An 18,281-nucleotide genomic window follows, 5' to 3' on the forward strand; every position below is an offset into this window, starting at 1 on the left:
CGTGAGCACCCCCGACGACCTCCCTCTCGCCCCCACCGGCGGTGGCTGCGGCGATGCCTGCGGCTGCGGCTCGGACGACGCGTACGACCCCATGGAGTGCGGCCTCGACCCCGCTCTCGCGCAGCTCCTGACCGAGGCGGGGCTCGACCCCGTGCAGGTCGAGGACATCGCGCACATGGCGATCGAGGAGGACCTGGCAGGCGGCGTGGACGTCACCTCGGTCGCCACGATCCCCGAAGAGGCCGTCGCCACCGGCGACTTCACCGCGCGCGAGGCCGGCACCGCAGCGGGCCTGCGCATCGCCGAAGCCGTCATCTCCATCGTCTGCACGGACACCTTCGAGGTGGAGCGGCACGTCGAGGACGGCGACCGGGTGGAGGCGGGCGACAAGCTGCTCAGCGTCACCACCCGCACCCGCGACCTGCTCACCGCCGAGCGCAGCGCGCTCAATCTCCTGTGCCGCCTCTCCGGCGTGGCGACGGCCACGCGCGCGTGGGCCGACGCCCTTGAGGGCACGAGCGCCAAGGTCCGCGACACCCGCAAGACGACCGCGGGTCTGCGCGCCCTGGAGAAGTACGCGGTGCGCATGGGCGGCGGCGTGAACCACCGCATGGCGCTCTCCGACGCGGCCCTGGTGAAGGACAACCACGTGGTGGCCGCCGGAGGCGTGGAGCAGGCCTTCAAGGCCGTCCGTGAGGCCTTCCCCGACCTGGCCGTGGAGGTCGAGGTCGACACCCTCCACCAGCTGCGCGAGGTCGTGGACGCCGGCGCCGACCTGATCCTCCTGGACAACTTCACACCGGGCGAGACCGAGGAGGCCGTGGCCATCGTCGACGGCCGCGCGATCCTGGAGTCCTCGGGCCGCCTCACCCTGGAGAACGCCCGGGCGTACGCGGAAACAGGCGTGGACTTCCTCGCGGTGGGCGCCCTCACCCACTCCTCACCGATCCTGGACATCGGCCTCGACCTTCGCGCGCTCTCTGAAGGGGCGGAGTGACGACGACATGCTGCTGACCATCGACGTCGGAAACACCCACACCGTCCTCGGACTCTTCGACGGCGAGGAGATCGTCGAGCACTGGCGCATCTCCACCGAGGCCCGCCGCACCGCCGACGAACTCGCCGTGCTCCTCAACGGCCTGATGGGCATGCACCCGCTGCTCGGCGACGAGCTGGGCGACGGCATCGACGGCATCGCGATCTGCTCGACGGTCCCCTCCGTCCTGCACGAGCTGCGCGAGGTCACCAGGCGGTACTACGGAGACGTGCCCGCCGTCCTGGTGGAGCCCGGCATCAAGACCGGCGTGCCGATCCTCATGGACAACCCCAAGGAGGTCGGCGCCGACCGCATCATCAACGCGGTCGCGGCGGTCGAGCTCTACGGAGGCCCCGCCATCGTCGTCGACTTCGGTACGGCGACGACGTTCGACGCGGTCTCCGCACGCGGGGAGTACACCGGAGGCGTCATCGCTCCCGGCATCGAGATCTCCGTCGAGGCCCTCGGCGTGCGGGGTGCCCAGCTCCGCAAGATCGAGCTGGCCCGGCCGCGCAGCGTCATCGGCAAGAACACCGTGGAGGCCATGCAGTCGGGCATCCTGTACGGCTTCGCGGGCCAGGTCGACGGCGTCGTACAGCGCATGGCCCGCGAGCTGGCGGGCCCGGGCGGAGACCCGGACGACGTGACCGTCATCGCGACCGGCGGCCTCGCGCCCATGGTGCTCGGCGAGGCCACGGTCATCGACGAACACGAGCCGTGGCTGACCCTCATCGGCCTCCGTCTGGTCTACGAGCGCAACGTCTCCCGGAGTTGAGAACTCGGGCCGGCGCTCCGGCCGGACGCTCCGGGCGGAGCCCCGCGGCAGTCGGCTCATAACCGGCGGCTCATAAGCGGGGCTTGCGCACACAACCCTGCGCCCCATACAAGAGTCTGCGCAGGGACGGGACTTGGGAGGGTTCGAGCGGGCGTGGAGCAAATGGGGCGTAGGGGAAGACTGGCCGCGGCAGTGGCGGCCGGGGTGCTGGCAGGGCTCGCCGGCCCTGCCGCGACGGCGAGCACGGCCACCGGGTTCGACGGCGCCGTGCACGCCGGTCACGCCGTGCACGCCGTGAGCGTCCCGGCCGCGGCGGCGGCCTCACCGTCCCCCGCCTCAAGCATGACGCCCACCTCAAGCACGACCCCGGCCCCCAGCATCACCCCAAGCACCACCCCCACCTCCACCACGGCACCGGACAGCGAAGAGCAGGACCCCGACGCTCCTGCAGGCTCCGACACCCCCGCAGCCCCCGACGGCAAAATGGCGGACACCGGCGCGGGCGTCCTCCCCTGGATCGCCGCCGCCGCGGCCGGGGCCCTGGGGGTCGGCGCGGTCGTCTTCGCGATGATCCGCCGCCGCTCGGAGTGAGGACGCACGCGTGAGCGCGGGCACCCGACCACCCCGGAGAAGCCACGCCACACATTGGCGTTAAGCGGATTTTGTCCACTTTGCACGTATCGTCAGTACATGCCCACGCCATACGGTTCTCGCGGCGGCATGGCCTTCGGTGCGGAGGAGTTGCGTGTGCTCCGCCGCGCTCTGGCCCTCGCCCTGCATCCCAGCCCCGTCTCCGACGAGGACGTCCAGGACTGCCTACGCCTAGCCGACGCCGTCGACGAGGCGGTGAGCGAGAGTGCCAGGCTCCGGGCCTTCCTGCTGGCCGACCTCGCCCGCTACCGGGCGGCCCTGCCCGGCACCGCCACCGGCTACCTCGCACTCCTGGCGGACGTCCTCGGTGCCGGCTATCAGCCGGACGCCGACGATCTCGCCGCGCTGCGCGCCCTGCGCGGCAACCCGGTCGCCGCCGCCCTCCTCGAGCGCTGCCGGACCGTCGCCGAGCAGGCCGTACGCGCCCGCCTCGCCGGCCGGTGCCACGCGTCCGTCCCGGCGCCCCGCGCCCTCGTCCCCGCCTCGCGCACGCGCCTGCGCGCGCTCCCCGGCGGTCGAGGCGAGGCGGCCGACCGGGCAGCACCCAAGCCCAGGACGCCGAACTCCTCTCCCGCGAAACCGGCCGCCCCGGAGCCGTCACGCCCCGTGCCGACCCCGGCCGAGGTCTTCCCTCCCAAGCGCCGCCCGACGGACCCCCCGCACCAACTCGCCGCGGGCTAGCTACTCTGGGGGGCATGGAATACGTCTCCGCGCTCCTGCCCCCCGTAGTGATGGCCGTGTTCTTCGGCGGTCTCATCGTGACGATCGTGAAGACCCAGGGCGGCGCCAACAAGGCCAAGGAGGATGCGGCCGTCGACGCCGTGATCTCCAGCGCCGAAGGCGCCCGGCAGACCCCCAAGGCCTGACGCCCCCCAGGACCGGCTCCGGCTACCTGGCGGTGACCCCGGCGTGACCTGAGGTCACCACCCGCACACCTTTGGCGTACGACTCGTTCACATTTCGAGTCGTACGCCCCTTTTGTTGTGGAAATGGCGCCTCCGCCACGTCCATCACGTCATTAGTGACATCTCCCACTATTGTTCTCGTGTGCCTCGCCCCTTGGGAGAACTCGAAGACTCAGTCATGACACGGGTGTGGAAGTGGAACCGCCCCGTGACCGTTCGAGAAGTCCTGGAAGACCTTCAGCAGGAACGGTCCATCGCGTACACCACCGTCATGACCGTTTTGGACAATCTTCATCAGAAGGGCTGGGTGCGCCGTGAAGCGGAAGGCCGTGCCTATCGATATGAGGCGGTCTCCACTCGGGCCGCCTACGCTGCCGCACTGATGAACGAAGCTTGGTCGCAGAGCGACAACCCGGCTGCCGCTCTCGTCGCGTTCTTCGGCATGATGTCGGCGGAACAGCGCGAAGCACTCAGTGACGCGATGCGGATCGTGGCCCCGCTCTCTCAGGCGCCCATCTCTGAGGCGCCCATCTCTGAAGCTCCGATCTCTGATGCCCCGATCTCGCGAGGCCCCGCCACCGAAGCCCCGCAGAACCCCGGCGAGGCGGAGCCCGAAGCAGAGCGATAGCGTCCGGTCATGCCAGCAGAACCCCCTGAACTCAGCGCTAAAGCAGTCTCCGTACGCCGGGCGCGCACAGCCGATGTGCCGGTCGTACGCAACCTCCTGGACTCCTACGCCCGTCAGGGGATCCTGCTCGACAAAGCGACGGTCACCCTTTACGAGTCCATCCAGGAGTTCTGGGTGGCGGAACGCGACGACAACGCCGAGGTCGTCGGCTGCGGAGCCCTCCACGTCATGTGGGAAGACCTCGCGGAAGTGCGCACTCTCGCGGTGAACCCCGGCGTCAAGGGCGCCGGAGTGGGGCATCAGGTGTTGGAGAAGTTGCTGCAGACCGCTCGCTGGCTCGGTGTCCGCAGGGTTTTCTGTCTCACCTTCGAAGTCGACTTCTTCGCGAAGCACGGCTTCGTGGAGATCGGTGAGACGCCTGTCGACGGAGATGTCTACAGCGAGCTGCTGCGTTCCAAAGACGAGGGCGTCGCGGAGTTCCTCGGCCTCGAACGAGTGAAACCGAACACCTTGGGCAACAGCCGGATGCTTCTGCATCTGTGATCGTCGCCGGTATTCCGGTCTGCCTGCCACCCCGGTTCCCTATGTCCGAAACGCGCACGTTTCCTGGGTTCTCAGGGTCCCAGGTCTCTCCCGGGGGTTTGTGTTTTTCCAGCAAAAGCGGTTTGCTTTCCGACGTACTGCAGTACTGCATATAACAGGGGGCGGCGATTCTGCGGCTCGCGCCGTGCGATCCGGCCCTAAGTTATCGATGAAAGGAAATCCGGTGGCACAGAAGGTTCAGGTCCTTCTTGTCGATGACCTCGACGGTGGCGAGGCAGACGAGACCGTGACGTTTGCGCTGGACGGCAAGTCGTACGAGATCGACCTCACCACGTCGAACGCGGACAAGCTCCGCGGTCTTCTTGAGCCTTACCTCAAGGGCGGTCGTCGTACCGGTGGCCGTGGTTCGGCCGGGCGTACCAAAGCCCGCGCCTCCGCCACGAGCGGCGGTCAGGACACCGCGGCGATCCGTGCCTGGGCCAAGGACAACGGTTTCGAGGTCAACGACCGCGGCCGCGTTCCCGCGTCCATCCGCGAGGCCTACGAGAAGGCCAACGGCTGACGACGGGTCCGTCGCAACCGGACCCGGTGGCACTGCGTTGCCGCCGTGTCCACAAGTCGTACGAGACCGGAGCCCACGGCGGGGTCGCTGTGGGGCATGGCGCCACCCCCCACGCAGGACAGGGAAGGCAATGCCGGCAGCGTCGGCTCCACCTCGCACCCGGGCTCCGGGGGTCGCAGCCACACGGCGGCCCCCCGCGTGCCGGGCCACCCCGGAGGCGTGGGCGCGTCGATCCGTCCGCCCGCACCGATGGCCGTGAGGTCCAGTGGGATGCCACCCCACTCCAGCCAGTCCAGGAGCCCCGGCAGCTCGTCGGCGCTCCCCGCGGCCACGAAGAGCCGCATCGTTTCTCCTCGCAGAGCCACCGGGGCTTTCGGCCCCAGATGCCTCAGCGCGGCGAAGCCGGCCTCGGCGGGCAGCTGCAGTACGTCGAAGCGGAGCCCCGTCAGGAGCCGCACCGGCAGCCCGGGGAGGCGCTCGTCCGTCGCCCAGCCGAGCTCGTTCTCGTACCACTGCCGCACCAGGACGCTGGGCTCGACCGGCACACGGGGCTGGGGAACGGTGAAGGCCATGCATGGAGCAACCGGCCGGAAGCGCCTTGAGTTACGCAGAGTGGCACAACGATCGCCCTGGGTGGCCGGAAAGAGGGCGTGAACGCGCACTCGGCCGCGCAAGGGTGTTCGCCCGTAGCGGAGGGAACCGGCGTGCGCCGCATGGAGTGTCAGTCCTTACGGGTAAGACATCCCTAGTGGGGAGGGGCGACACACGCGCGAGGCCGTCTCACGTTCGCCATCGGCGTAGTGGTGGTGAGGGTAAGTGCTTGGCCTGCGGGAACATCGTCTCGCACCATCGGGTTGGAGCAGTTGTCGGCGTTCGGGGTCAGGAGGCACCTCTTGTTCTCGGCCGGGTGTCGGCAGTTGGAATGAGCGGTCCCCGCTTGCGGGACTAAGCTGCGGAAGGACAGGGAGGGGACAGCCCCCTTACTGCCTGACCGCTCTGAGGAGCGATTAACGATGTTCGAGAGGTTCACCGACCGCGCGCGGCGGGTTGTCGTCCTGGCTCAGGAAGAAGCCCGGATGCTCAACCACAACTACATCGGCACCGAGCACATCCTCCTGGGCTTGATCCACGAGGGCGAGGGTGTCGCCGCTAAGGCCCTGGAGAGCCTCGGGATTTCGCTCGAGGCGGTCCGCCAGCAGGTGGAGGAGATCATCGGTCAGGGCCAGCAGGCCCCGTCCGGCCACATCCCCTTCACCCCCCGTGCCAAGAAGGTCCTGGAGCTTTCGCTCCGCGAGGCCCTTCAGCTGGGCCACAACTACATCGGCACCGAGCACATCCTGCTCGGCCTGATCCGCGAGGGCGAGGGCGTCGCCGCCCAGGTCCTCGTGAAGCTGGGCGCCGATCTCAACCGGGTGCGGCAGCAGGTCATCCAGCTGCTCTCCGGATACCAGGGCAAGGAGACCGCCACCGCAGGCGGTCCTGCGGAGGGCACGCCTTCCACGTCCCTGGTGCTCGACCAGTTCGGCCGGAACCTCACCCAGGCCGCTCGTGAATCCAAGCTCGACCCGGTCATCGGGCGCGAGAAGGAGATCGAGCGGGTCATGCAGGTGCTGTCCCGCCGTACGAAGAACAACCCCGTGCTCATCGGCGAGCCCGGCGTCGGCAAGACCGCCGTCGTCGAGGGCCTGGCGCAGGCCATCGTCAAGGGCGAGGTGCCCGAGACCCTCAAGGACAAGCACCTCTACACCCTGGACCTGGGCGCGCTCGTCGCCGGTTCGCGGTACCGCGGTGACTTCGAGGAGCGCCTGAAGAAGGTCCTCAAGGAGATCCGCACCCGCGGCGACATCATCCTGTTCATCGACGAGCTCCACACCCTGGTGGGTGCGGGCGCCGCCGAGGGCGCGATCGACGCGGCGAGCATCCTCAAGCCGATGCTGGCCCGTGGTGAGCTGCAGACCATCGGTGCGACGACGCTGGACGAGTACCGCAAGCACCTGGAGAAGGACGCGGCCCTCGAGCGCCGCTTCCAGCCCATCCAGGTCGCCGAGCCGTCGCTGCCGCACACCATCGAGATCCTCAAGGGTCTGCGCGACCGTTACGAGGCCCACCACAGGGTCTCCATCACGGACGAGGCGCTGGTCCAGGCCGCCACCCTGGCCGACCGGTACATCTCGGACCGCTTCCTGCCGGACAAGGCGATCGACCTGATCGACGAGGCCGGTTCCCGGATGCGCATCCGCCGGATGACCGCGCCGCCGGACCTCCGCGAGTTCGACGAGAAGATCGCGGGTGTCCGCCGCGACAAGGAGTCCGCGATCGACTCGCAGGACTTCGAGAAGGCCGCTTCGCTCCGTGACAAGGAGAAGCAGCTGCTCGCGGCGAAGGCCAAGCGCGAGAAGGAATGGAAGGCCGGCGACATGGACGTCGTCGCCGAGGTCGACGGCGAGCTCATCGCCGAGGTCCTGGCCACGGCCACCGGCATTCCGGTCTTCAAGCTGACCGAGGAGGAGTCCTCGCGTCTGCTGCGCATGGAGGACGAGCTCCACAAGCGGGTCATCGGCCAGAAGGACGCCATCAAGGCGCTCTCGCAGGCGATTCGTCGTACGCGTGCGGGTCTGAAGGACCCGAAGCGTCCCGGTGGCTCGTTCATCTTCGCCGGTCCGTCCGGTGTCGGTAAGACGGAGCTTTCCAAGACGCTCGCCGAATTCCTCTTCGGTGACGAGGACGCCCTGATCTCCCTCGACATGTCGGAGTTCAGCGAGAAGCACACGGTCTCGCGTCTCTTCGGTTCGCCGCCCGGATATGTCGGTTACGAAGAGGGCGGGCAGCTGACGGAGAAGGTCCGCCGCAAGCCGTTCTCGGTCGTCCTCTTCGACGAGGTCGAGAAGGCCCACCCGGATATCTTCAACTCGCTCCTTCAGATCCTGGAAGACGGTCGCCTGACCGACTCCCAGGGCCGGGTCGTGGACTTCAAGAACACGGTCATCATCATGACGACCAACCTCGGCACGCGTGACATCTCCAAGGGCTTCAACCTCGGATTCGCCGCCGCGGGTGACGTCAAGTCGAACTACGAGCGCATGAAGACCAAGGTCAACGACGAGCTGAAGCAGCACTTCCGCCCGGAGTTCCTGAACCGTGTCGACGACACGGTGGTCTTCCACCAGCTCACCGAGGAAGACATCATCCAGATCGTCGACCTCATGCTCGCCAAGGTGGACGAGCGTCTGAAGGACCGCGACATGGGCATCGAGCTCAGCGGTGACGCGAAGAAGCTCCTGGCCAAGAAGGGTTACGACCCGGTCATGGGCGCCCGGCCGCTGCGCCGGACGATCCAGCGCGAGATCGAGGACATCCTGTCGGAGAAGATCCTCTTCGGCGAGCTCCGCCCCGGCCACATCGTGGTCGTCGGCACGGAGGGTGAGGGCGAGGAAGCCAAGTTCACCTTCCGCGGCGAGGAGAAGGCGGCGCTTCCGGACGTCCCGCCGATCGAGCAGGCGGCTGGTGGCGCCGGGCCTAACCTGAGCAAGGAGGCGTAGGCCTCCGGCCCGCAGAGCAGTGCAGGGGCTGCCCCGGATCGTGAGAAACGGTCCGGGGCAGCCCCTTTTTGGCGTCTTCCGGCTGCGGGTGCGTTGTGGTTGCTCGCGCAGCTCCCCGCGCCCCTTACGGGGCGCCCCCGGGGCTACGACGTGATCGTGATTCCCTCCGGTACGTTCCGTACTCGGGGCAGGCGGGGGTTCACGCGCAGCACGCTCAGGTTCGGGAAGCGCGAGAGCCAGGACATGTCCGTGTCGGCCAGCTCCGCGGTGACCCACAGATGGGTGAGCTGCTCGTGCTCCAGGCCGTCCAGGAGCTCCTCGGTGCGTATGACGCCCACGACCTGGATCCACGGCCGCCCGCCCAGCTGCCGCAGCGCCGCGAGCTCGGCGGTGTCGGAGACGGGGAAGTACAGGCCGACCGGATCGAGGTGGGCGATGATCTCGCGCGCGTACCGCTCCGTGTCGAAGTGCCGCCACGGGCGGACGAGCTCGACCCGGATGGACAGCGCCGAGCGGTGGCGCATGCGGGCGAGGTAGTCGATGGCGGCGTCGTCCTGGACGCGGGTGGCCGTGATCGCGAGGAGCAGCGCCTGCTGATCGCTCGGCACCTGCTCGGGGTCCGGAAGCTGCTCAAGGACGATGGGGCCGACCCAGCCGAGGCTGCGGGCGGCGAGCTCCGTGGTGGGGCGTACGAGGTTCTTCGTGCGGTCGTGGACGAGCTGCTGCACCGCCGGGTCGAGCTCGGTGACGTGCTCCAGGCAGGCCGCGGCCATCAGGCGCCGGTGGTTCACGTGCGGGCGGCGCAGGTTCGGGGCCGCGGCCAGGAGCCGCTCCAGGAAGTCGGCGCACTCCTCGGGCCGCGCGTGGGCGGCGGCCATACGGATGACCTCTTCCCACTCGGCACGGTGCGCGTGCTCGACGAGGGTGCGGAACTGGCCCCGGGCCACTATCTCCTTGGCGGCGAGATAGTCCTGGAAGGTGCGGTGGATGAAGTCCACCGAGACGCCCGCCTGCTCGCGCAGCAGACCGGTGCGGTGCAGCAGATGACGGAAGATCTTCTCGCCGTCGCCCTCGGCGCGTGCGGAGGGGATGGCGGGCAGAGCGCTGTCCAGGATGGCGACCACGCGTTCGCGCGGCAGCTCCGAGACACCCTCCTCCACCATCGCGTGGGCCAGCTTGCGCAGGAGCAGCTCCCGGGGCCCTTGCTGGAGCCGCACATCGTCGGCGTACAGCACGTCGCGTTCGGGGTCGCGGCGCTGGAGGAGCATCTCCAGGGCCGCGTCGTACAACTCCTTGCGGCCTTTGGGCAGGGAGCCGGAACGGTCCCGGTTGAGGGCGCAGATCAGGCCGCACATCAGGGGGTTGGTGGCGAGCTGGCGCAGTTCGCGGTAGATGCGCACGGAGTGCAGGAGGCGCTCCTCGTACTCCCGCAGCTTGTCGCGGTCCGTCTGCTCCTTGCACTGGTCGTCGCTCATCGCCGCCGCGTGCCAGTCGTGGATGAAGCGGGTGACCTGGTCGCGTGACATCGGCGCAAGGGACAGCTCCTTGAAGCCCTCTTCGGCGAGGCGTTCCTGGGCGAGCCAGCCGTCGTCGACGGCGGAGGGGCGGGACGTCACCAGGCAGCCGTTGCCGGAGAAGATGCGAAGGAGGCGGCGCAGCTGGTTGCGCAGCTCGCCGCGGGTCGCCTCCGGGGCCTCGTCGATCCCGTCGACCAGGAGCATGGCGCGGCCCGCGAGGAGGGTGCGCACGACCCACCCCTCGGGGGCCTGGCCGGCCAGCGGGTGGCGGACGGCGTGCAGGAAGTCGTCCGGGGCGGGGAAGCCCTCGCGGGCGAAGCGGCGTACGGGCAGCACGAAGGGTACGCGGGCGCCCTCGCGCGCCGCGGCCACGGCGAGCCACTGGACGAGGGTCGTCTTGCCCGAGCCCGCGTCGCCGCGCAGCAGGACCCGCTCGTGGCCCTCCAGGGCCCGGTCGGCGAGCAGCACGGTGCGCGGCTCGCCCGGTACGCCGCTGCCGCTGCTCTCCTCGGCCTCCAGGCTGAGGTAGGTGTCCTCCAGGGGCCAGCGGTCCGGCGCGTTGGCCAGGTCCACGCCGACGATCGTGAGCCAGCCGTGCTGACGTACGACCTCTTCGGCGTAGGCGGCCTCGAAGTCCCGGTCCTCCTGGGAGCGTTCGGGTTGGCGGGACGCTGCCTCCGCGTCGTTCAGGTCGATGAGCTGGCGGATGCGGCTCGCCCGCTCGGCCATGTGCCGCTGGATGTGCGGGGAGCGCCGCACGAAGTGGTACAGGACGTGCAGGCACACGGCGACGAGCAGCTCGTCGTGGAACCAGGCGGCCCTGGGGGAGAGGGCGCGGTCCGCGCCCTGCACGGCGCCCCTCAGGCGCCGGGCGTAGTCCTGCGGGCCCAGGCGCACGGCTTCCACGTCCGTGAGGTCCAGTTCCCCGATGGCGAGCAGTGTGCGCGTCAACACGTCGACGACAGCGGCCAGTTCGGCCGTCGGGGCGGAGTGCGCCTCGGCGGCGAGGTGGACGAGGTCCGCGGCCGTGCGGTGCACGTCGTCCGGTGTCGCCGGGGCGCCGGCGCCGCGCCAGGTGGTGAGGGCGGCGATCAGGTCGGGCGTGTTGGGTGGCTGTTCGGGAGGCAGCCGGATGAGCCGTTGTACCAGGGGTCCTGCGAGCGTCGAGGAGATGCGGACAACGGGCTCCATGGACATAGGGGGTCCCTGCGGGTGGGATTTCGTGTGTCGTGGAGGGTCAAGGGTAGGTCAATTCCCCTGCGGTGGAGGGGGGATGGGCTCGATCCGGCGCGCGCGGGGGAGTGGGGGCGGGTGTGGGGGCCCGGGTGGGCGTGAGGGGGTGGGTCGGGGTGCAGGAAAATCCCGTCAGGTGGGGCCTGGTGCCGCGGCCGACGGGATTTTTCTGCAACGCGTACGCCGATGTGGCGGGCGGCCGTGGGGTGAGAGGGGGCGGTGGGGCTGATCGGGTCGGGTTGGGCTGGTGGGGTCGGTCGGGTCGGTCGGGTCGGAGGGTGTGTTCCGGCCTGTGCGGGGGCTCAGGTGAGTTCCGTGCCGTACACCTTCTCGACCGTCATCGTGATCAGCACCCGGCGGTCGGACACCATGGTCTCGCGGTACTCGTCCCAGTCCGGGTGCTCGCCCGCCGCGGCCCGGTAGTAGTCGACCAGCGCCTGCACCTCGGGCCCTCGCGGGTCGGTCCCGGGCCCGATGAGGGTGGCGGTGCCTTCGGCGGTGGCCCAGGCGCGGCCGTCGGGGCTCGTCACCTCCAGCGTGGCGCGGGGGTCACGGCGCAGGTTCGCGACCTTCGCCGTCCGCGCGGTCGTCGATACGCGGATGACGCCCGCGGCACGGTCGTACGCCGGCATGACAGGCGAGAGCTGGGGCCGCCCGTCGGCCTTGATGGTCGCCAGCACACCGAGGCTGCTCCGGGCGAGGAGGGAGTGGAGGGCGTGGGGGCCGAAGGGTGCGTCCGTCGTCGTCATGTCGGACCCAACTCGTCGCGGTGGTACGGGTATTCCTGGCGTGGGACCAGCCGCTGCGCACGGCTTCATCGGCGTAGAAGTCCAGTGCCCCGGAGGGCGTTAGGTGGATGTTAGTGGGGCGGGAGCTCGGCATTAGTGGGCTCGGTCAGAGTCGGTGTTGTTCCCGAGGAGGGGACGACGACACCGACTACCTACGAGGGATTCCGCCATGCGTTCCAACTCCACCGCTGCCACTCGTCGCCGCACTCTCCGCTTCGCCGCCGCGGCTCTGACCGTCGCCGCGAGCCTCTCGCTCACCGCCTGCAACGGCGATGACATCACGGGGCAGGGCGACCCCTCGGCCGCCTCCAGCTCCTCCAGCTCGTCCTCGTCGGGCGGCGGCTCGGAGCAGGGCGGTTCCGGTTCGGACAGTGGTTCGGGGCAGGCTGGTGGGAAGGACTCGGCCGCCAAGGCCTCCGGCGGGCAGGGCGCTGCGGCCGGGAGCGATGCGGGCGGCGTCGAGCGAGCCGAGAAGTGCCGTACGGATGATCTCGACATCTCGGCGTCGGACAGCACCATCGACGGTGACGACAAGGGTTCGGTCGCGGTGACGTTCAAGAACCCCGGCGACCGGGGCTGCCTGCTCTCCGGGTTCGCGGGTGTCGACCTGAAGACCAACGCGGGGGATCTGTCCGCCACGCGTGAGGGCAAGCCCGCCGACCAGATGGTCCTCACGGGCGGGGAGTCGGTCTCCTTCTACGTCAGCTACCCGATGAACGACTCGGGCGGCTCCGGTGTCCGCATCACCGGCCTCGTGGTGACCCCGCCCGGAGAGACGAAGTCGTCCACCCTGGCCTGGCCGGGCGCCGCCACGCTGCCCGTCAGCGACGGCACCGGCCCCTCGGTCAACGTCGGCCCGATCGGCAGCGCGGGCCAGGGTGGCGCGTCGTAGCTCGCCTCCACCCTTGACCACGGAGTGACCGCAGCAGGGCCCCAAGGCTGAGGACGGCGCCTTGGGTCCCCTTGCGTTTAGCGGGGCGCCCTGTTGAGGGTGCGTATCAGGGCGGCGAGGGCTTCAGGTGTTGTGGTGAGGGTTGTCTCCGGGGTGTCGCTCTCGCGGAGGTGGATGGTGAGGGCGTTGTCGCCGTGGGTTGCGGAGGCGACGTTGACGCAGTTGGCGCCGGCTGCCTCGCTGAAGGATGACTTCTGCCAGGTGGGCTCGGTCATTGGGGCCTCCTGGTGAGGGTGCGTATCAGTGCGGAGAGGGCGGCTGGCGTCGTGGTGAGGGTCGTCTCTGGGGCGTCGCTTTCGCGGAGGTAGATCGTGTCGGCTTCGCGAGATGAGGCGATGTAGACGCAATTGTCTCCGCCGCCTTCGCTGAAGGTGGACTTCTGCCAGACGAGTTCAGTCATGGTGGCTTCCCTGGTGGGTGTAGAGCAGATGTTGGATCAGGCCGCAGGAGTCCCGGTGCTCAAGGGCGCCGGTGGGCACGGCCGGTGGGAGGGCGTTGTGACACAGGTCGGTGAACGTGGCCCGGTAGCGCGCCAGGCTCTCCTCGTCGTCCAGGACAACGCGCGCCGCCGGGTGTTCCAGGAGGACAGTGCCGAGTCGCGCTACGGCGGGTTCGACATGCAGGAAGGGTGCGCTCAGCCAAGCCCCAGGTCCCGCCTCGAAGGGCAGGACCTGAAGGGTCACGTTGGGCAGAGCGGCAGCACCCAGGAGGTGCGTCAGTTGCTCGCGCATGACGCGCGCGTCGCCGACGACAAGTCGAACGGCGGCTTCGTGGATGACCGTGTGCAGATGAGGACCGGTGGGTTCGAGCACCGACTGTTGGCGGGCGAGTCGGAAGGCCACCAGGTTCTCGATCTCGTCGGGTCGCGCCGTGGGACGGGAGCTTTGAAAGAGGGCCCGCATGTAGGCCTTGGTCTGGAGGAGTCCGGGCAGGACCAGGGTTTCGTAGCTGTGGATGTGGACTGCGCCGGACTCCAGTTCCGCCAGGTCCAGCGTGCGTTGCGGGAATGCGCGCCGGTACTCGGACCACCAGCCCTTGCCGTCGCTTTCCGCCAAGGAAGCCAGCGCCTCGGAGTAGGGCTCAGATCTGACGTCGTAGGCGTACATCAGTGCGGTGAGGCGGTCGGGTGCGATCGCTGTGCGAGCGGCTTCGATGTGACTGAGGTGGGCGGCCCCCATGCCGATCTGTGCGCTGGCCGCGTTCACCGACAGGTTGGCGGCTTCCCGCAGTTTGCGCAGTTCTGAGCCGAGCCGCCGCTGCCGTTCCGTGATGTGCGTGCGCAGAGCCATGTGGGCCTTCCCGGTGGTTGGGCCACAGTTTGCCGCTAACGCTCGGGTTGGGTCCATCAATCGCCGAGATCATGTTGCAGATCTGAGCACCTGGCCGCTACTTTAAGTGCGGCGACGCTCACGCAGAGATGTCGGAAGCCTCGCTGTCGACGCAGTAACCCCCTGCCCAGCCGCAGAAGCGCACTGTCCGATCCAAGTCCCCGTGCCGGACGGCGACTTGTTCGCGAAGGGCAGTAGGCCACTGCGGCCGGGCCACCAGCCGGTCAGGCGACAACATCACCGTCACAGCGATCGAACCCCGACGCGCGCCTTGGAGGCGTCTCATGGGTGTACCCCCGCATGACTCCGCAGCCGTATCCGAGCCCGAACTGCCCCACAGCTACACCCTGTTCGCCCCCGCCGGCGCCAGTTCCCCCAAGGTCTGCCGGGACTTCGTACGCAGCGCGCTGACCACCCTGGGGCTCGGCCACCTCGCCGAAGCCGCCGCGCTCTGCACCTCGGAACTGGTGACCAATGTCCATCAGCACACCAAGGGTGACGTGCACCTGAGAGCCGCCATCGCGGCCACGCACGTACGTGTTGCCGTGTACGACGGGAGCGATCAACTGCCGTCCCCCCGACGGGCTCCCGCCGAGGACGAAGGCGGGCGGGGGCTCTTTCTCGTGACCGCTCTGTCGGATGTGTGCGGGGTGACGCCCACCGGGGGTGGCAAAGGGGTGTGGTTCCAGCTCAATCGGTAGTGGCCGGGTAGACGTCGACTTCGATTCCGGCAGGGATCGTTTCGAGGCCGGTCACCTGGATGTCCGGGACGATCACGTGCCGCAGCGTCGGCGGGAGGGACACGGCGCTCAGGTCCATCGTCTCCTCGCCCGGTCGCGTGACCACCTGCAGGCGTGTGACCGCCGGGAAGACCTCCGCCAGGTGGGATGTCGCGTCCCGCCAGCCGTTGGTGCTGGTCAGAATCAGCTCCTGGATGGACGACAGGCGCAACGGGGGAGTCGCGTGGGCGAGGGTGGAGGGCGGAAGGCTCAGGCGTTCGAGCCGGGGGAGGTCTTCGAGTGTCTGCCAGTCGGCCACGGTGCTCGGGCCCCCGTCGGCACCGAGAATGAGCCAGGTCAACTCCCGCCATCTGCGGATGCGTTGTGAATCGATGAGCGCGTTCCAGCTGCCGACGACCCCGAGCGTACGCAGCGGAGCCTCGGCCGGGATGAGCGCGAGGCTCCACGCCTCGGCGACAAGGGAGAGATTGACGAAGCGGAGTGAGTCCAGGCAGCGCAGGCCGTCGAGCGCCTCGGGCGTGAGCCGGTCGGGAGGGATCTCCAGGGCCAGAGAGGTGGGGACGCAGGACGCGATCAGTCCGGACGCGGCCTCGGGGGAAACGGAGCTGCGAATGTCCAGATGCTTCGGCCGCAGGCCCAGCCGTTCGAGTTCCCTGACCTGGGCGTCGCTCTGGAGCGAGAAGTGCGTTTCGCCGTCGTCGAGTTGGGAGATGACCTGTTCCGCATAGGGGCGGGCCTCATACCGGCCCCATCCCCACATGAGCTGGCTGCGCACCCGCCAGGACGGATGCCGCGCGAGCCGTGCGAGCAACGGGATCGCCGCTTCCGACGCCACATGCGTCCCGGTCACCGCCACGCGACGGGCTTCGTCCTCGCTCAGGCCGTCCGGACCCGGCAGCAGGTCCAGGACCATGGGTCCGATCGCCGCCAGCTCGCGCGCCTCCTCCGTGCTTCGCGGCGGAATGAGCGCCGTCATGCGCCGCTCCACCTCTCCCCGCACATCGGGCGCCAGCTCCGCCGCGTGCTCCAGGCAGGCCGCCGCCATCAGATGGATCCGGTTCCGTGACCGTACGTCGGCGTGCGCGTCCCCGCGTTCCAGCAAGTCGCGGAAGATCTCCGCCCGTTCACGCGGCCGTGCCTGCGCCACGGCCATTCGGATGACGTCCGCCCACTGGTCGTCCGTGGCCTGTGTCACCAGAAGACCGAAGTCCCCTTCGTCCACCACGGCCCGCGCCCCCAGGAAGTCCTGGAACGTGCGGTGGATGAAGTCGACCGTGCCGGGGCTCGGTTCGCGCAGCAGACCACTGCGGTGCAGAAAGTGGACGTACACCGCCTGCGCGTCGCCGAGGACGGCCAGCTCCGGGACCGACGGCAGGGCGTCGGCGATGATCGCCTCCGCGCGCGAACGGTCCATCTCCGTGCGGCCGTTGCGGATCAGCCAGTACGCGAGACGTTGCAGCAGCTGGAGCTGCGGCTCCTCGCGCACCTCGGGGGTTCCCATGTCGCGCTCGCGGTCGCGGCGGACGAGCAGCATGGACAGCGCCGCCGTGTAGAGGTCCTTGCGGCTCAGCGGCAGGAAACCCCTGCGGTCGCGGTGCAGGGCGCAGATCAGGCCGCACATCAGGGGGTTGGTCGCCAGGAGGCCCAGGTCGGGTTTGGAAGAGACGGCTTGCAGCAGCTGGACCTCGTACGAAGCCAGCCCGGCGTCCTCCTCCGGTACGCCCGTCACGGCGGCGCTGTGCCAGCGGCTGATGAAGGCGGCGACCTCCTTCTCGCCCATCGGGGACAGGGTCAGCTCCGTGAAGCCCTCCTCGGCCAGCCAGTCCTCCCGTACCGCCGAGGGCCGCGACGTCACCAGCCAGCGGTTGCCCGGGTGGGCGTCGATGAGGTCGGTCAGCCACGCCCGCGTGCGTGCGCGCTCCGACTCCGGGATCTCGTCGATCCCGTCCACCAGGACCAGGGCGCGGCCCGCCGTCAGTACGCGGGTCTCCCAGCCCTTGGGCTGCGCGCCCGCCAGTGGGGACCCGACCGCGGACAGGAAGTCCGCGGGGGCGGGGAGGCGCTCGCCGTGCCGGGTGAGGGTACGGAGGGGGAGGACATAGGGAACGCGATCGTAGAGGTACGCCATGCGGTCGTCGTCCGGGGCGGGGCCGGCGGCGCTGACCGCGAGCCACTGGACGAGTGTCGTCTTGCCGGAGCCCGCCTCGCCGCGCAGGAGCACGCGGTCGTGGTCGGCCAGTGACTGGTCGGCGGGGCGGGGCGTGGGGGCGTTCGCGCTCCAGGGGCTCTCGCGCGGGTCCGCCATCCACGAGGCCTGCGTCCGGTCCGTGGCCTCCAGCGACATGTACGCGGCGTCCAGCGGCCACTTCCCCGGTGTCCGGGTCAGGTCGATCCCGAAGATCGTCAGCTTCCCGTGCTTCTTGGCGACGTACGCGAGATACCGCTGCTCGAAGGCCACGTCCTGAGCCCCTGGCAGCGGGTTCCGGGAGATCAGCTCGTCGGCCTTCGTGATCAGCTCGGCCTGTCGGCGGCTCTGTTCGACCAAGGTCCGGGCCACGAAGGACGACCGTTGCGTGAAGAAGTTCAGGACGTGCAGGCACGTCGTGTCGAGCAGGCGCTCGTAGAAGTACGTCGCGTCCGCCGACAGGTCACGGTCCGGGGCGTCAGCCGCGTCCCGCAGGCGGCCCGCCAGCGCCCGGGGACCCAGCTCCACCGCCTCCACGTCGCTCAGAGACAGGTCACCCAGCGCGTGCAGGGTGCGGGTCAGCGCGTCCGTGACCGCCTGCCGTTCATCGGCGGCGATCTCCCGTTCTCCCGCCCCCAGCGCCTGGTGGACCAGTTCCCCGGCCAGCCTGGTCAGGTCCTTTTCCGTCAGTGTTCGCTTCTCGCCCTTGAAGGACACCAGGCCCGACAGCCGCACAGGCCTGTCCACCAGGCCCGCGCCCGGCCCCTCGCGTACGAACAGCTTCTTGATCAGAGGGGCTACGACGCCCGAGGCGAGCCGGGCGCCCATGACCGCGGGATCCATGCGCCGAAGCGTAGTGCCGGTCACATTCCGAAGGTTGTGGATCTCGGTGACCGGTG

Annotated in this window: 18 protein-coding genes; 11 read left to right on the plus strand and 7 right to left on the minus strand. The window is 69.4% G+C overall.

Annotated elements, in window-relative coordinates; genetic code table 11:
* The first annotated feature begins 1 nt into the window (after position 1).
* The 8 genes from nadC (at position 2) to AB0I94_RS16935 (ending at position 5,100) form a co-directional block, all read left to right on the plus strand.
* Positions 2 to 997 carry a carboxylating nicotinate-nucleotide diphosphorylase gene (gene nadC, locus AB0I94_RS16900; protein ID WP_363310331.1) on the plus strand — a complete coding sequence of 332 codons (996 nt, stop codon included), beginning with the start codon at positions 2 to 4 and terminating at the stop codon, positions 995 to 997.
* A gap of 7 nt (positions 998 to 1,004) precedes the next feature.
* Positions 1,005 to 1,811 (plus strand): type III pantothenate kinase, encoded by an 807-nt coding sequence (locus AB0I94_RS16905; protein ID WP_363210616.1) that lies wholly within the window; start codon positions 1,005 to 1,007, stop codon positions 1,809 to 1,811.
* 162 nt (positions 1,812 to 1,973) lie between these two features.
* Complete coding sequence (locus AB0I94_RS16910) at positions 1,974 to 2,402, plus strand: hypothetical protein (protein WP_363310332.1); 429 nt, start codon at positions 1,974 to 1,976, stop codon at positions 2,400 to 2,402.
* Positions 2,403 to 2,531: 129 nt separating this feature from the next.
* The gene (locus tag AB0I94_RS16915) at positions 2,532 to 3,143 is read left to right on the plus strand and encodes a hypothetical protein (RefSeq protein ID WP_363310381.1); all 612 of its coding nucleotides are present in this window, start codon (positions 2,532 to 2,534) and stop codon (positions 3,141 to 3,143) included.
* A 14-nt stretch (positions 3,144 to 3,157) separates the two neighbouring features.
* The gene (locus AB0I94_RS16920; RefSeq protein ID WP_363210619.1) at positions 3,158 to 3,328 is read left to right on the plus strand and encodes a hypothetical protein; all 171 of its coding nucleotides are present in this window, start codon (positions 3,158 to 3,160) and stop codon (positions 3,326 to 3,328) included.
* Between the two features lie 181 nt (positions 3,329 to 3,509).
* A complete protein-coding gene (locus AB0I94_RS16925; RefSeq protein ID WP_363310333.1) occupies positions 3,510 to 3,995 on the plus strand; it encodes a BlaI/MecI/CopY family transcriptional regulator in 486 nt (161 codons plus the stop codon).
* Positions 3,996 to 4,004: 9 nt separating this feature from the next.
* A complete protein-coding gene (locus AB0I94_RS16930; RefSeq protein ID WP_363310334.1) occupies positions 4,005 to 4,538 on the plus strand; it encodes an amino-acid N-acetyltransferase in 534 nt (177 codons plus the stop codon).
* Positions 4,539 to 4,761: 223 nt separating this feature from the next.
* Positions 4,762 to 5,100: an Lsr2 family protein gene (locus AB0I94_RS16935; protein WP_363310335.1), complete on the plus strand. Its 339-nt coding sequence runs from the start codon at positions 4,762 to 4,764 to the stop codon at positions 5,098 to 5,100.
* On the opposite strand, the gene AB0I94_RS16940 is transcribed toward AB0I94_RS16935, so the two are convergent.
* The gene (locus tag AB0I94_RS16940; protein WP_363310336.1) at positions 5,079 to 5,672 is read right to left on the minus strand and encodes an SCO3374 family protein; all 594 of its coding nucleotides are present in this window, start codon (positions 5,670 to 5,672) and stop codon (positions 5,079 to 5,081) included. The genes AB0I94_RS16935 and AB0I94_RS16940 overlap by 22 nt on opposite strands.
* Positions 5,673 to 6,113: 441 nt before the next feature.
* On the opposite strand from AB0I94_RS16940, the gene AB0I94_RS16945 reads away from it, so the two are divergent.
* Positions 6,114 to 8,639, plus strand: a complete 2,526-nt coding sequence (locus AB0I94_RS16945; protein WP_363310337.1) for an ATP-dependent Clp protease ATP-binding subunit — start codon at positions 6,114 to 6,116, stop codon at positions 8,637 to 8,639.
* 143 nt (positions 8,640 to 8,782) lie between these two features.
* Here AB0I94_RS16945 and AB0I94_RS16950 read toward each other — a convergent pair whose 3' ends face one another.
* Together AB0I94_RS16950 and AB0I94_RS16955 are read right to left on the minus strand one after the other, a co-directional pair.
* Complete coding sequence (locus AB0I94_RS16950; RefSeq protein WP_363310338.1) at positions 8,783 to 11,347, minus strand: NACHT domain-containing protein; 2,565 nt, start codon at positions 11,345 to 11,347, stop codon at positions 8,783 to 8,785.
* Between the two features lie 344 nt (positions 11,348 to 11,691).
* Positions 11,692 to 12,138: a PPOX class F420-dependent oxidoreductase gene (locus tag AB0I94_RS16955; protein ID WP_363310339.1), complete on the minus strand. Its 447-nt coding sequence runs from the start codon at positions 12,136 to 12,138 to the stop codon at positions 11,692 to 11,694.
* A gap of 208 nt (positions 12,139 to 12,346) precedes the next feature.
* Here AB0I94_RS16955 and AB0I94_RS16960 point away from each other — a divergent pair, with 208 nt between their 5' ends.
* On the plus strand, positions 12,347 to 13,069 hold the full coding sequence (locus tag AB0I94_RS16960; protein ID WP_363310340.1) for a DUF4232 domain-containing protein: 723 nt from the start codon (positions 12,347 to 12,349) through the stop codon (positions 13,067 to 13,069).
* A gap of 77 nt (positions 13,070 to 13,146) precedes the next feature.
* Here AB0I94_RS16960 and AB0I94_RS16965 read toward each other — a convergent pair whose 3' ends face one another.
* From AB0I94_RS16965 to AB0I94_RS16975, 3 genes are read right to left on the minus strand one after another with little or no spacing between them, the layout of a single operon-like run.
* Positions 13,147 to 13,344, minus strand: a complete 198-nt coding sequence (locus AB0I94_RS16965; RefSeq protein ID WP_363310341.1) for a DUF397 domain-containing protein — start codon at positions 13,342 to 13,344, stop codon at positions 13,147 to 13,149.
* A complete protein-coding gene (locus tag AB0I94_RS16970) occupies positions 13,341 to 13,529 on the minus strand; it encodes a DUF397 domain-containing protein (protein ID WP_363310342.1) in 189 nt (62 codons plus the stop codon). Before AB0I94_RS16970 ends, AB0I94_RS16965 begins: the two co-directional genes overlap by 4 nt.
* Complete coding sequence (locus AB0I94_RS16975; protein ID WP_363310343.1) at positions 13,522 to 14,418, minus strand: helix-turn-helix transcriptional regulator; 897 nt, start codon at positions 14,416 to 14,418, stop codon at positions 13,522 to 13,524. The genes AB0I94_RS16970 and AB0I94_RS16975 overlap by 8 nt, the downstream gene beginning before the upstream one ends.
* Before the next feature lie 323 nt (positions 14,419 to 14,741).
* Between AB0I94_RS16975 and AB0I94_RS16980 the strand changes: the two genes are divergently transcribed.
* Positions 14,742 to 15,158 (plus strand): ATP-binding protein, encoded by a 417-nt coding sequence (locus tag AB0I94_RS16980; protein WP_363310344.1) that lies wholly within the window; start codon positions 14,742 to 14,744, stop codon positions 15,156 to 15,158.
* On the opposite strand, the gene AB0I94_RS16985 is transcribed toward AB0I94_RS16980, so the two are convergent.
* Complete coding sequence (locus AB0I94_RS16985) at positions 15,148 to 18,225, minus strand: NACHT domain-containing protein (protein WP_363310345.1); 3,078 nt, start codon at positions 18,223 to 18,225, stop codon at positions 15,148 to 15,150. The two genes, AB0I94_RS16980 and AB0I94_RS16985, sit on opposite strands and share 11 nt — an antisense overlap.
* Positions 18,226 to 18,281: the final 56 nt, after the last annotated feature.

Origin of the sequence: Streptomyces sp. NPDC050147 (assembly GCF_040660195.1) — a bacterium.
In the GTDB taxonomy this organism is placed as follows: domain Bacteria; phylum Actinomycetota; class Actinomycetes; order Streptomycetales; family Streptomycetaceae; genus Streptomyces.